The sequence below is a fragment of the Dyadobacter sp. genome, from assembly GCF_017744695.1.
In the GTDB taxonomy this organism is placed as follows: Bacteria; Bacteroidota; Bacteroidia; order Cytophagales; family Spirosomataceae; genus Dyadobacter.
Window position 1 is genome coordinate 292206 of sequence record NZ_JAGIAS010000009.1, and the last position, 13423, is coordinate 305628.

At 50.7% G+C, this 13423-nt stretch carries 7 protein-coding genes; 5 read left to right on the forward strand and 2 right to left on the reverse strand.

The features are described from left to right. Positions 1–167: 167 nt before the first annotated feature. The 5 genes from J7619_RS27855 to J7619_RS27875 all read left to right on the forward strand — a co-directional run bounded on the left by J7619_RS27855 (position 168) and on the right by J7619_RS27875 (position 11197). Complete coding sequence (locus J7619_RS27855) at positions 168–3308, forward strand: TonB-dependent receptor (protein ID WP_291206968.1); 3141 nt, start codon at positions 168–170, stop codon at positions 3306–3308. A 50-nt stretch (positions 3309–3358) separates the two neighbouring features. Next, positions 3359–4942, forward strand: a complete 1584-nt coding sequence (locus J7619_RS27860) for a RagB/SusD family nutrient uptake outer membrane protein (protein WP_291206971.1) — start codon at positions 3359–3361, stop codon at positions 4940–4942. 12 nt (positions 4943–4954) lie between these two features. Further along, on the forward strand, positions 4955–6145 hold the full coding sequence (locus J7619_RS27865; RefSeq protein ID WP_291206974.1) for a hypothetical protein: 1191 nt from the start codon (positions 4955–4957) through the stop codon (positions 6143–6145). A 7-nt stretch (positions 6146–6152) separates the two neighbouring features. Next, on the forward strand, positions 6153–8282 hold the full coding sequence (locus J7619_RS27870; protein WP_291206977.1) for a glycoside hydrolase family 44 protein: 2130 nt from the start codon (positions 6153–6155) through the stop codon (positions 8280–8282). 137 nt (positions 8283–8419) lie between these two features. After that, on the forward strand, positions 8420–11197 hold the full coding sequence (locus tag J7619_RS27875) for an RICIN domain-containing protein (protein WP_291206980.1): 2778 nt from the start codon (positions 8420–8422) through the stop codon (positions 11195–11197). A gap of 393 nt (positions 11198–11590) precedes the next feature. Here J7619_RS27875 and J7619_RS27880 read toward each other — a convergent pair whose 3' ends face one another. Further along, a complete protein-coding gene (locus J7619_RS27880; protein ID WP_291206983.1) occupies positions 11591–12322 on the reverse strand; it encodes a LytTR family DNA-binding domain-containing protein in 732 nt (243 codons plus the stop codon). Next, complete coding sequence (locus tag J7619_RS27885; protein WP_291206986.1) at positions 12319–13350, reverse strand: sensor histidine kinase; 1032 nt, start codon at positions 13348–13350, stop codon at positions 12319–12321. Before J7619_RS27885 ends, J7619_RS27880 begins: the two co-directional genes overlap by 4 nt. Between the last annotated feature and the right edge of the window lie 73 nt (positions 13351–13423).

Genomic DNA, 13423 nt, shown 5'->3' on the forward strand with positions numbered 1-13423 from the left:
TCGGACTAATCCGTACCCATCCATACCTTGCCGGTTATCTACCTTTGGTGCAAACAATCCCTGTAATTGTGCTAGTCTGGTAGGTAGGTGGCGCGCCTGCCTCCGGGCTGTACGATGAAGGCGATCGGTTTCTCAATCGCATTGTGTAACGTACTTAAGGCAAATCAATGATGAAAAAAATTTACAGATGCTTCTGTATTACTGCGCTTGTTTTGTTTTCGTGTGTAATGGCCCGCGCGCAGCGACAACAGGTGTCGGGGATAGTGAAAAATGAATCGCGTAGCCCCATGCCCGGCGTGACGATACTACTCAAAGGAACCACCATCGGGGTCTCTACGGACCCGGACGGGAAGTTTGCTATCCAGGCAATGCCGGAGGATGTCCTTAAAATTTCTTTCATCGGGTATTTGTCCCAGCAAATTCCCGTCGGAAACAAGACTTACTTCGATATTGCTATCCAGCCCGACATTGCCACGCTTTCGGAGGTGGTGGTGATCGGCTACGGTGAATCCAAAAGAAAGGATGTTACCGGCTCGATTTCTTCCGTCACAGGCGCTGAAATCCGTAAAACGAACCCCGTTACTTTCGATCAGGCACTGCAGGGCAAAGTGGCGGGAATGGTCGTACAGCAAACATCCGGCCAGCCCGGGGGAGGTGTTTCGGTGCAGATCAGGGGTATATCCTCGTTCGGATCCGGAGGCCCGTTGTATGTTATAGATGGCGTAATTATAGGCTCTACCGCTTCTATGGGTGCTGGTACCAACCCGCTGGCCGCGATCAACCCTTCGGAAATAGAGTCGGTGGATGTGCTGAAAGACGCGTCAGCTACGGCAATCTATGGCTCACAAGCGACCAATGGCGTGGTGATCATCACAACAAAAAGAGGCGCAGTGGCGCCTCCGCGTATCTCCTACGATGTATACACAGGCTTTCAACAATTGCCCCGACGCATTCCTACGATGAATTTACGGGAGTACGCCACCTTCATCAACGAACGAAATTCCGGTTTGGGCTGGGGGTTCGATACCCGGCCCGAATTTGCCAATCCTCAATACCTGGGTAAAGGTACCGACTGGCAAAAGGAGCTGTTCCGGAACGCGCCGATGACTAACCATACCATTACCGTCAATGGAGGGGATGTCAAAACCCAATACTTGCTCTCGGGCTCGTATTTCAAGCAGGACGGTATCGCCCTGGGGTCGGATTTCAGAAGGATATCTGTCAGGTTGAACCTGGACAATAAGACGACGAATTGGTTGAAGATCGGTACCAGTCTGCAATTGGCCAATATTAAGGAGAACGTCAATACGACCAGTTCGAACGTCATCAATTCGGCACTCAGCCAAACGCCCGACATTCCCGTCACCAATGCCGACGGCAGTTGGGGCGGTGCGTATAACCCTAACGGTTGGGTGAATAGCACCATTAACCCATACGCCATCGCCAGCATCAACAAGGACCAGGTAAACCGGAACCAGCTGTTTGGCAATGCCTATGCGGAGATCGCTTTCAGCAAATCGCTTACGCTTCGAAACGAGGTTACAGGAAGTTTCTCAATGGCGACAGAAGACAAATTCAACCCAAGCTACACCATGGGGCTTGTGAAGAACAACAGCAACAGCGCTTCCTACAATTACAGCCAGAGCGTTTATACCACCATCAGAAACTACCTTACCTATTCGCACACGTTCAATGACCAGCATAATGCGAATGTAATGGTCGGCCATGAGGCGCAGTTGAGCAAAGGCGAAAACGTAGGCGCGGGCCGCAATAATTTCCCGTCCAACAATGTGCAGGTGATCAACAGCGGTGATCCTACTTCGGCTACCAATTCCGGCTCGAAAACCCAGAATGCGCAGGAATCCTATTTTGGTCGGGTGAATTTCGGGTTGTTCGATAAATACCTGATTACCGGCAACGTCCGTGCCGACGGCTCTTCCAGATTTGCAGCCGGCAACCGGTGGGTTACCACCTATTCAGGAGCGTTGGCCTGGAAAATACATAACGAGGGCTTTTTGAAAAATTTGAAGGATATCAATGAATTGAAGCTCCGGGTAGGCTACGGTTTGACCAACAATCAGAACGTAAGGGATTTCGCATATACATCTACGTTAGCGACTGTTGCCACCGGGTTGTCGGGCATTTCGCAGCTCACTGAGAACATCGGTAACCCTTATGTGGAATGGGAGAAAACAAAATATGCGAATATCGGTCTGGACGCGGCATTACTATCCTGGCGACTTAATTTCTCTGTCGATTTATACAACCGGAAAACCGACGGTCTTTTAATGCAAATTCCATTGCCCTTTTATTCGGGAACCGCTGTGGGCTGGTCGCCAGGGGCACTGGACGCTCCGTATGTAAACGTCGGGACGATCAGCAACAAGGGATTTGATTTTAAAATCAGCTCTACCAATATCCAGGGCAAGTCGCTTACCTGGAAAACCGATCTGACCGTATCCCGGAATATCAATAAGGTGTTGAAATTGAATACGGATGGCGCCTCGCTCGTCGGGTGGCCGTACAGCCAGACCATTGTCGGGAACTCGATCGGCGAGTTTTACGGGTACAAAAAGGACGGCGTTTTTGCTAAAAAAGAGGATTTCGAGACCCACGCATTACCCACCAAGAACGGAGCTCCCCTGCCCGTCGGCTCGGCCGGAGGTAGTATCTGGTATGGCGACCTTAAGTTCAAGGATATCAATGGCGACGGCGTGATCGATGAGCGGGACCAGACTTACCTGGGATCGCCGATCCCCAAGTTTCAATTCGGGCTTAACAATTCGATATCCTACCAAAAATTTGACCTGAATATCTTCCTGACCGGTAACTACGGTAACAAAGTGTTCAATCAAATGCGCATGACCGGTGAATATCCGGGAACCAGCTTCGGCTACCTCAAAGCGCTGAACAACTATGCGAAGCTCGCATTGATCGATCCCACCAAACCCGCGACGGATATCAACAATGTTTACGTGACTAACCCGGATACGGACATTCCCGGCATCCGAAATGACAACACGAACGGCAACAACCGGGCTTCCGATAAATATGTGGAGGACGGGTCGTTCATCCGGTTCAAGACCATTTCACTTGGCTACACACTTCCTGAAAACCTGTTGGAAAAGGCGCACATTCACGCGCTGCGGGTGTATGTAAACGTTTCCAACGCGTTCCTGATCACCAAGTACAAGGGAATGGACCCGGAAATAGGTTCCTGGAACCCATTGAATGCAGGATATGACAGCGGTTTTTATCCGCAGCCGCGCGTGTTCACCGTAGGCGCAAGTTTGCAGCTGACCAAATAGCATCTCTGCGCCGATTCTTCTTAATGATGTGAATCTTAAAATATTAAGCAATGAAAATAAAGAATAAACTGGCGGCAGCGATGCTTTTCGCCGGCGCGTGCATGGCCGGATGTAGCGATAGCTTTCTGGACCGCCCGCCATTGTCGCAAATCAGTGCAGATAACTTTTATCAGACTACCAATGACCTCCGGCTGGCTACGGCTGCCCTATATGGCGGCAAGCCGTGGGCGGAATGGAATTATACCTGCTACTTGCCGATCGGCGAAGTTTTGAGCGGTAACATGGCCGTCAATTACTGGGGGGATGCGGTGCAGTTGCACACTTTTTCTGTCAGCGGAAGCAACGAAATCATGATTGCGAGCTGGAAATCGATGTACAAGATCATCGCACATTGCAATGTTACCATCAAAGCCATCCAGGAAAAAGCGCCTGCCTCCATTCCCGAAAAAGACCGGAATGCGGCGATTGCCGAGGCAAAATTTTTACGTGCATACGCTTATTATAATTTGGCCCTGCAATGGAGGGATGTCCCCATTATAGAAGACAATACCAAGCTGATCAATGCTCCACTGGTGTACCGCAATACGGTTGAGGATGTTTACCGGTTTGCGGCGAACGACCTGCTTTTTGCCGCGGAACATCTTCCTGCGAAAGATGCCGGAAGGGTATCGACCTGGTCGGCACAAGGCATGCTGGCCAAAGTATACCTGACCTGGGCAGGACTGGATGCAAAGGGCAACGGCCCGCGAAACCAGGCGCTGCTGGACAGTGCCAAATTGCATGCGGGAAATGTCTGCAAGCAAAGCGGTTTGTCGCTGTTGCCCAACTATGCGGACCTTTTCAAAACGCAGTTCAACGATAACCAGGAATCCTTATTTGCCTTGCAATGGGCTGCGGGTGCCGGGTGGCTGGAAGGAAACATGCTGCAAATTTACTCACCGGGAGGGGCTGAGATTTCAGCCGCGGGGCAGGCTGGCTGGTTTGCGATATCCCCCACTTACGATTTGTACAAGCAATACCAGGTAGGCGATTCACTGAGACGGAAGGCCACTTTCATGCTCAAAGGCGATTACTATCCTGAGCTGAATGCGGCAGGAGGAGGTTACAAATTTAACGGCAACACCGGTTTGAAAAAGCACATCATCGGCACAAGGGTAGATAACAGTGCCCCGACGATGTCGTTGACCTCGTCTACCGAGCATAATGCATTGCTGAGGCTCGCGGAGGTGTACCTGATTTACGCGGAAGCCGTGATGGGCAACAATCCCTCGACGACCAATGCCGACGCGCTGCTTTATTTCAATAAAGTGCGCACAAGAGCAGGCCTTGCCCCGGTAACATCCCTTGACGCAGAAACCTTGTTCAGAGAGCGAAGAGTCGAATTGGCGGCCGAAGGGCATTTTTGGGAAGACCTGGTCAGGCTTTCCTATTACAACGAACCCAAGGCCATCAAAAAGCTCAACGAACAGGAGCGGATCCTGTTTACCTACGATGACAAGGGTGTAGTTACAAAAGGTGATGCGCTAGCCGCCATCACGCCAGCCAACACGACCACATTCAAATTTCCGATCCCTTCGCCGGAAGTAACGGCTAATCCCAAACTGCTGGAAGCTCCGGTGCCTTACTCGTTTTAAAAACCAGAGAAAATGAAAAAGACTATATATAAGAAAATATGTTTGACGCTGTTTTACTGCATGGCGGCTGTTTCGCTGCTGCTGTCTGCCTGTGAAAAGGACGAGCTGTCCCCACCTGTAATCACTGAAATACGCAATTATGCAGCATCTCCGGCTGATACCGCGGTTCAAACATTGCAGGCCGCGCAATGGGTGGTCGTGCTTGGACAGAACCTGGGAGATGTTTCGCAGGTCTATTTCGGGAGTATTCCGGCGACGATCAACCATACCCTGTTGACTGACGGCAGCATTGTGGTGCAAGTGCCCTCGATCCCGTTCGATTCTGTGGCCAGGGATAAGGTCAACATCGTCACTGTGGTAAACAGCAGCGGCTCGGCTTCTTTTACCATCAACATCACCGGTGCGCCGATGATCTCGCACGTGAGAAACTACGCCGCTACGCCGAAGGATACGGTCGTCAACACCATTGTTCCGGGTCAAACGATCAATATCGTTGGATATAACCTTAAAAAAGCAACTAAAATAGCATTTCAGGGTGTGGACGCCAGTTTGACAGGAGTTATCTACACCGATTCGAGCGTGATCGTAAAAGTCCCCGGCAGTTTTACGGGAGCCGATCCTTTGCTGGCGAACAAAATCACTTATGGAACAGCAATTGACACAACTGAATATTCCATCCGAATTTTCGACCCCGCCATTCTGGAATACTATAAAGATCCCATATTCACCCTGCTCACCGGCGGAACCGGTAAGGAAAAAAACTGGGTGCTTGATCTGGACGCGAAGGGCGTTTCAGCCAAATTCAAAGGTCCGTTGTACTTCTCGGGTGTGGATTATGGCTGGGATAATCAATGCAGCAAAGCAGGGGGGGATTGCTGGCTGTACGATCCGAATTATGAAAGCTGGATGGGCGCGGCGCAGGATTACGGAACCATGACGCTGGGCTTAAAGGGCGGATCGGCCGAGCCCGTGGTGAAGGTGAACCAGAAAGGGATCACCCAAAGCGGGACGTTCTCGGGCAGCTACTTTTTTGATGTCAAGACAAAGACTATCTCGTTCATAAACGTAGTGCCGCTGAATATGGGCAGGGATCAGGTGTATTCCAAGGCATATTTGATCAGCCTCAAAGAGGACAGGATGCAGCTTGGTTTCCGGGACCCGGTCAAATCAGAAATGGCTATCTATAACTACGTCCGAAAGTAATTTTAAAATGGGAAACCCACTACTTTGCCTGGCAAAAAACTGCCTGGCCGGGGCTTTGCTGTGCAGTATTTCGGCGACGGCTTTTGCCCAGAATGTAACTATTTCAGTGAATGCAGCCCAGGACAAACGCCTGATCTCCCCAAACATATACGGGAAAAATGATTTCCTGGATAAACCGGATCAATTCTACAAAGATGCGGGGCTGCGCTTCGCGCGCATGAATGGAGGCAACAATGCATCTGCCTATAACTGGCGTGCAAAGCTGGCAGTCCATCCCGACTGGTACAATAATGTGTACGCTTCCGACTGGGATGCATTGGCCCAAAAGGTCAATAACAACTTTTCCAACTTGCAGGGTATGTTTGCCTTTCAGTTGCTGGGCAGGGTGGCATCCAATAACAGCAACAACTTCAATGAATGGGAATATAATCAGGCGCAATACTGGTCGGGCGTCGGCCAGAACCTGGCTGGCGGCGGCCAAGTGAACCCGGCCGGCGGAAGTCAGGCGCTGGTCGACGGGAACATCGATCTGTTCAGCAAGCCCTGGCCGGCAGACTCTTCGGTGGCGATCCTGGATCACTGGTTTGGGACCAATGGCCTGGGGCTCGACAAAGGCCGGTTCCGCTATTGGAGTATGGACAACGAGGTAGATGTTTGGAACGGAACGCACGACTGGGCCATGCCGACGTTGCTATCTGCGTCCGCATTTATAGATCGCTTCATTGATCTGGCGAAGAAAGCGAAAGCGATAGACCCGGACGTGAAAATATGCGGCCCGGTAACCACCTCCGAATGGCAATGGTACAGATGGTCCAATGAAAGTATCGTGGTCGACGGCAGGTACTATCCCTGGCTGGAATATTTCATTAAACGCCTTGGTGATGAGTATAAGGCAACCGGCGTGAAACTGGTAGATGTGCTGGATATTCACAACTACCCCTGGTACAATGGCGATGATGCCGCCGCATTGCAGGGGCACCGGATCTATTACGATGAAACCTACGATTACCCGGGTTCGAACGGTATCAGGACCATGAATGGCGGATGGGATACCTCTATCACAAAGCAGTATATTTTCAAGCGTATCGATGGCTGGCTGACGGAGCATTTTGGTGCAAACCACGGTGTTACCACCGGCGTAAGCGAATGGGGAACCATGTCGGGCAGCAACCCGAGCCTGGAATCCGTTATTTACGCTTCGCATTTGGGCACCTTTGCCAATCACGGCGTTGAGTTGTTTGCACCATGGAACTGGTCTGTAGGCATGTGGGAAACGCTGCACCTGTTTAGCCGCAATGCGAAAAAGTATAGCGTAGCCAGTACTTCTTCTCTCGAAAATACGGTTTCCGCTTATTCCTCGGTCACAGAAAGCGCCGACTCGCTGACAGTAATGCTTGCGAACCGTGATATGAATGCACCCCGCACGGTTACCATCAATCTGAGCAACTTCACCGTTGGCGACGGAAATTACAGAACCTTGCAACTGGCTTCTTTGCCGGCGACCGAAACGTTTGTGTCGCACACCCAAAATGCCTTGCAGGAAGGCACTGCATCGGTGAATGCAAATTCGCTGACCATCACCGTCCCCGCATTGTCCACGACGGCCATCCTGCTGGCAAACCAGACTCCACTGCCTGTAAACCTGATCAGTTTTTCGGGAAAGGCATCATCGGAGGGGAATGTACTGCTTTGGAGCACGGCGGAGGAAGTTAACAATGAAGGGTTTGATGTTGAAAGAAGCGTAAATGGGGTGAAGTTTGAAAAAATCGGTTTCGTTGCAGGCAAAGGTACTGCTTCGGCCAGGACAGACTATCAATTTGTTGATAAACAGCCTCTTCTGAATGCATACTATCGGTTGAAACAGCTGAATTCCGACCAGAGCTATACGCTTTCGAAAAGCATCAATCTGAAAAATGAATCTGGAATTAGGCTTATCGCCTATCCGAATCCGGTAAATGGCATATTGAATTTTGACATCCCTCCGGCAAAAAGACGTTTGATTGTCCGCACTGTGGCCGGAGTCGTGGTAGACGACAAAAAAGACTTTTCGGCAACCAGTTACGGAACTGCACATCTGCCGAAAGGACTGTACCTGATCTCGCTGGGGACATACACATTTAAAGTCATCGTTGAATGAATCAATACGATGCATGATCTTGTAAATCAGTTAATTAATCTAATTCGTACAACATGGCTAAAACTTACATAATGAAACCGGCACGGAGGTATATGCTGGTTTTTTGCTGGATGATTTGCTTGTTCGCATCAAAATTGATGGCTCAGACGTACAAATGGAAAAATGTACAAATGCTGGGTGGGGGATTTGTGACGGGTATTATTTACAGTCCGACCCAGCAGAACCTGATTTATGCGCGTACCGACATAGGAGGGGCCTATCGCTGGGATGCTGCCAACAAAATCTGGATACCGCTCTCGGATAGTTTCGTTTCCGGGGACGACTACGGCGTGGTCAGCATGGCGACCGATCCTTCAAATCCGAATCGCGTGTATATGGCCACGGGCCTCTACACGCAGTCGTGGGGCGCAGCCGGAGCGGTCTACTCGTCCGTAGACAAAGGGGCGACCTGGACACGTAATAACTTGTCGATTAAACTGGGCGGGAACGAAAACGGGCGCTCTGCCGGTGAACGTTTGCAGGTAGACCCGAACCTGGGGAGCACTCTTTTCCTGGGTTCCAGCACAGACGGGCTCTGGAAAAGTACAAACTACGGATCTACATGGAGCAAGGTCAGCAGCTTTCCGGTCAGTTCAAGTCCGGTTGGTTCGGGAGGTATCTCCTTTGTGCTTTTTGATAAAAGCAGCAGTTCGTCCGGTACAGCCACAAAAACGATTTACGTGGGCGTCATGCAGACGGGTACCAATCTATACAAAAGTACCGACGCGGGAGCAACCTGGACGGCGGTATCCGGCCAGCCGACCAATCTGATGCCTCACCAGGCGGCCCGGGCTTCCAACGGCATTATTTATCTGTCCTATTCCGACGCCAGCGGCCCGAACAACGTCGGTGCCGGGGCTGTATGGAAGCTCAACCCGGCCGGTAATAGCTGGACAAATATCTCTCCGCCGTCCGGGCAAGGGGGATATGGAGGTATTTCGGTAGATGCTCAGAATGCCAATCATGTGATCGTCAGTACAATGGACCGCTGGTGGCCCCGCGACGAAGTACTCCGCACGACAGATGGCGGTGCGAGCTGGACCGGCCTGCTGACTAATGCTACCTGGGATCATTCTTTGGCTCCATATGCGGCTGGCATGAATCCGCACTGGTTGGGTGATGTCGAGATCGATCCGTTTAACGCCAACAATGCCTGGTTTGTAACTGGTTACGGGGTCTATAATTCGAATAACCTCACCGCGAGCACGACCAACTGGATATTTCAAAACAAGGGACTGGAGGAAACGGCTGCCTTAGAGTTGATCAGTCCTCCCGCCGGTGCTCCGCTTTTGAGCGCCCTGGGTGACATTGATGGTTTCAAACACGACAACCTGGATGTTTCGCCGGCGGCTGGTCGCTTATCGCCTCAGTATGGAACGAGCCTCAGTATTGATTTTGCGCAGAGCGTTCCCGGTTTTATGGCTCGTACCTACAACAATGCCGGAGGGAAATACGGCTCCTATTCTACCGACGGCGGTAGCAGTTGGACATCGTTTGCCAGCGTACCTGCGGGAACAACCGGTGGTGGCAACATCGCCGTTTCCGCCGACGGCAACAGACTTGTATGGGCTCCCGAGGGCGCTTCCGCTTTGTATTTTTCTACCAATCGCGGAACATCCTGGACGGCTTGCGGCGGAGTGCCGGCCAACTTAAAGCCCGTATCCGATCGGGTGAATTCCCAGAAATTTTATGCGTACGAACCGGTAAACGGCAGGATTTGGGTAAGTACCAATGGAGGAGCTTCCTTTTCAATACAGGCCACCGGGCTACCGACCGTTCCCGATTACCAGTCGTGGCTCACACGCATCCGCACGGTCTTCGGGGTGGAAGGCGACATTTGGCTTGCCAATCCTAACGGGGTATACCGTTCCACCAACTCGGGTACCAGTTTTACGCAGGTGGGCAGCGCGCAGAATGCCACGGCGGTCTCGTTCGGGAAAGCAGCTCCCGGGAAAACCTATCCGGCGGTCTTTATCGTTGGCACCGTGAGCGGCACCTCCGGCTTCTACCGTTCGGACGACGGCGGTGCCAGCTGGACGCGCATAAACGATGCCCAGCACCAGTATGGTACGGTTACCACCATCACCGGCGATCCGCGTGTGTACGGCAGGTTGTACCTGGGAGGGACTGGCCGGGGAATTATTTACGGGGATATACAAAATTCGCTTTCGGTCATTTCCGGAGCAACTTACCGGATTATTGCAAGGCATAGCAATCAACTGCTGGACGTCGTGGGCGCGTCGACCGTTGATGGCGCGCAGGTGGACCAATGGCCTGGCAATGGCGGTGCTAACCAGCATTGGGTAATCACAGGCGACGGAAGCGGATACTACACTTTGAAGGCAGCTCATAGCGGAAAGAATCTGGACATCAATGGATTTTCTCTGGACGATGGAGCGAAAGTTCAGCAATGGACGGCCGGTGCCGGTACCAACCAGCAGTTTCAGCTGATTGATGCGGGAGACGGTTATTACCAGATTAAGGCCCGGCACAGCGGCAAATGTCTGGACGTGGCAAGCGCTTCCACGGCTAATGGCGCCCTTGTTCAACAGTGGGGCTGTAACAGTGTAAGCAACCAGCAGTTCCGGTTCGAAGAAGTGAGTAGTGGAACTGCTTCGCGGTTGGCAAGTCGTGAAGCGGTGGAATTTGATGCGGGTGGAAGTGTAAGCGCCTATCCAAATCCATCTTCCCAACTTTTCCGGATCAGGGCTTCTTCTGATTTCAGATACGAAATTTATGACCTGGCGGGCAGGAGAGTGGAAAGTGGCGAAGGAAAAGACGGTAGCCTGGTCGGTCGGACGCTGCGACCTGGCATGCACCTGCTCAGGTTGCACATGGGAGAGGTAAGCAAAGTCATCAAGCTGGTCAAACAATAGACAGCGTTTTGAACCGTGCCGGTTGCGGCTGGGTAAGAAAATAATCGGTGACGCGACTGCGCATTAACCCGGGGGGCCTCGATCGTATTCGAGGTCCATTAAGATGTCGTAATTAACTTTGACCGGAGGATTTACTTCGGTCAATTTTGGTGTTTTCGGTCCGGCGTTTGGATAAGATAGCTAATTTCCAGCCACGGATCTGGCTGGAACATATATATCATCAATTCAAATGCCCTGTCAGGTGCTATTGGCTCGCCCTTGTCAAATTCCTTTTTGTCGGGCCTGTTGACATGCTTGCTGTTTCGTTTTTGGCCCATTTTGGCTTGTAGAAGAATTGACAATGCCTTTGATTATCCTGTACTCAAATACCACTATGCCGATATACAGCGGGGGCTACCTGTTCCGGCTTAGTAATTTCCCTGTTACAAAACCATCAAAAAACTGGGTCCGGTAGGCATCGCCGATCGGGATTTCGTGCTTGTCGATGAAAGCGGTGTTGTTATCAAATGAGGTCACCTGGCTCATATTGATAATGTAAGATTTGCTTACACGCGCAAATGTGTTTTGGGGCAGCTGGTCATAAATGGTTTTGATGTTCATCGCGGTGATCACCTTTTGAGAGACGGTTTGCAGCACTACATAATCTTTTAACCCTTCGATGAAAAGTATATCGCTAAACCGTATTTTGAAAATGCGCCTTTCGGCTTTTACAAAAAAATAATCGTCTGTTACCTGCTGAATGCTGTTGGTCGAGGTCGCACTCGATTTCAACAGCTCCAGGTAGTTGGATGCTTTATCAACTGCCTTTTGAAAACGCTCTATCCTGATCGGCTTGATCAGATAATCCACTGCATCCACCTCATAGCTATCCAATGCATATTCCGCGTAAGCTGTGGTGAAAATCACGAGCGTCATGGCAGGCACGGATCTTGCGAAATCGATGCCATTCATTCCCGGCATTTGAATATCGAGAAACAGCAGGTCCACCGGCTCCTCGGAGAGGAACCTGGCAGCCGCATTGGCACTGTTATAGCTTCCGACCAATTGTATTCCCGGTGTTTGATTGACCAGCGATGCAATGCCCTCTCTTGCCAATGGCTCGTCATCGACGATGATACATCTCATAATTTGATTGTTAAGCTTAGCGAATAAGTTTGTGCCGAATCTTCTGCCTTCAAAATGTGCCTGTCCGGGTAAAGCAAGGAAAGCCTGCGCTTGACGTTTGCAAGCCCAAGTCCGCCGGCAGCCTGAGCGGTGATCGTGCGTTGAGGTTTTGAATTGATGCATGTGAAGTACAATTCATCTTCCCGGATGTTAAAGCAGATACGAATAAAGGATGCATTATCAGCATCCAGGCTGTGTTTGACGGCATTCTCTATAAAGGTGATAAACAGCAAGGGAGCGATCTGGATACCAGTGAGCAGTCCTTCCGTTGAAAGGGTAAACTCAAAGTTATCCCGCCGTATTTTTTCCATATTGAGAAGATCTTGGATAAAACGTATCTCCGAGGTCAACAATACTTTGGGCCTGGCGCTGTCATACAACTGGTATCTCAAAAAGTCGCTGAGTTTTTCGAGAACCTGGGATGCTTTTTTAGGGTCTTTCTGGGTAAGCACATTGACATTATTGAGCATATTGAACAGGAAGTGAGGATTAATCTGATTTTTGAGCTGCTCCAACTCCGCAGATTTCGTCAGATGTTCCAGCTCGCTGATCCGTTGGGAATCTATCACCCAGCGTTGAAAGAGTTTGATCGCAGTACAGGCCATAACCCATACCAGGGATATGAAAACATATTTTGCCACTCCCCAATAGGGTGTGGTTGAAAAGCCATCCGCTTTAAGGTTGAAAAATATTAAAGGATATGCCAGGGCTATAAACAATGCGATGGCCGCTACAAACCGGACGTGTTTATTTTTGAAAAGAAAATGCGGGACCAGCAGATACAGATTCGTGTAAAGAAGGGACAGGAAAAAAATGAAGAAGCGGAACTTGACCTGGCCCGGTGGAGTAGCGTTGTCGCTTGGCTCCATGCTCAGCACGAAGGTACCCAGCATAAATACCAGTATGAGATGCCTGTGTATGCGGTACCTTGGCGCAATCAGAAGCTCCATGTATTTACCCCGCCCCGAAAGTTCATTGGCTGATTCCATCGTTTCGTCGTCACTTTTGTAATTCCAAGATAACGCTCCCAAAACCGGGCAAATGCCGAATTATACGAACGCC

What these genes read in the sequence shown, in the direction of transcription:
- J7619_RS27880 (WP_291206983.1), bottom strand. Translation starts at nt 12,322, where the DNA reads ATGAGATGTATCATCGTCGATGACGAGCCATTGGCAAGAGAGGGCATT.
- J7619_RS27865 (WP_291206974.1), top strand. Translation starts at nt 4,955, where the DNA reads ATGAAAAAGACTATATATAAGAAAATATGTTTGACGCTGTTTTACTGC.
- J7619_RS27870 (WP_291206977.1), top strand. Translation starts at nt 6,153, where the DNA reads ATGGGAAACCCACTACTTTGCCTGGCAAAAAACTGCCTGGCCGGGGCT.
- J7619_RS27855 (WP_291206968.1), top strand. Translation starts at nt 168, where the DNA reads ATGATGAAAAAAATTTACAGATGCTTCTGTATTACTGCGCTTGTTTTG.
- J7619_RS27885 (WP_291206986.1), bottom strand. Translation starts at nt 13,350, where the DNA reads ATGGAATCAGCCAATGAACTTTCGGGGCGGGGTAAATACATGGAGCTT.
- J7619_RS27875 (WP_291206980.1), top strand. Translation starts at nt 8,420, where the DNA reads ATGGCTCAGACGTACAAATGGAAAAATGTACAAATGCTGGGTGGGGGA.
- J7619_RS27860 (WP_291206971.1), top strand. Translation starts at nt 3,359, where the DNA reads ATGAAAATAAAGAATAAACTGGCGGCAGCGATGCTTTTCGCCGGCGCG.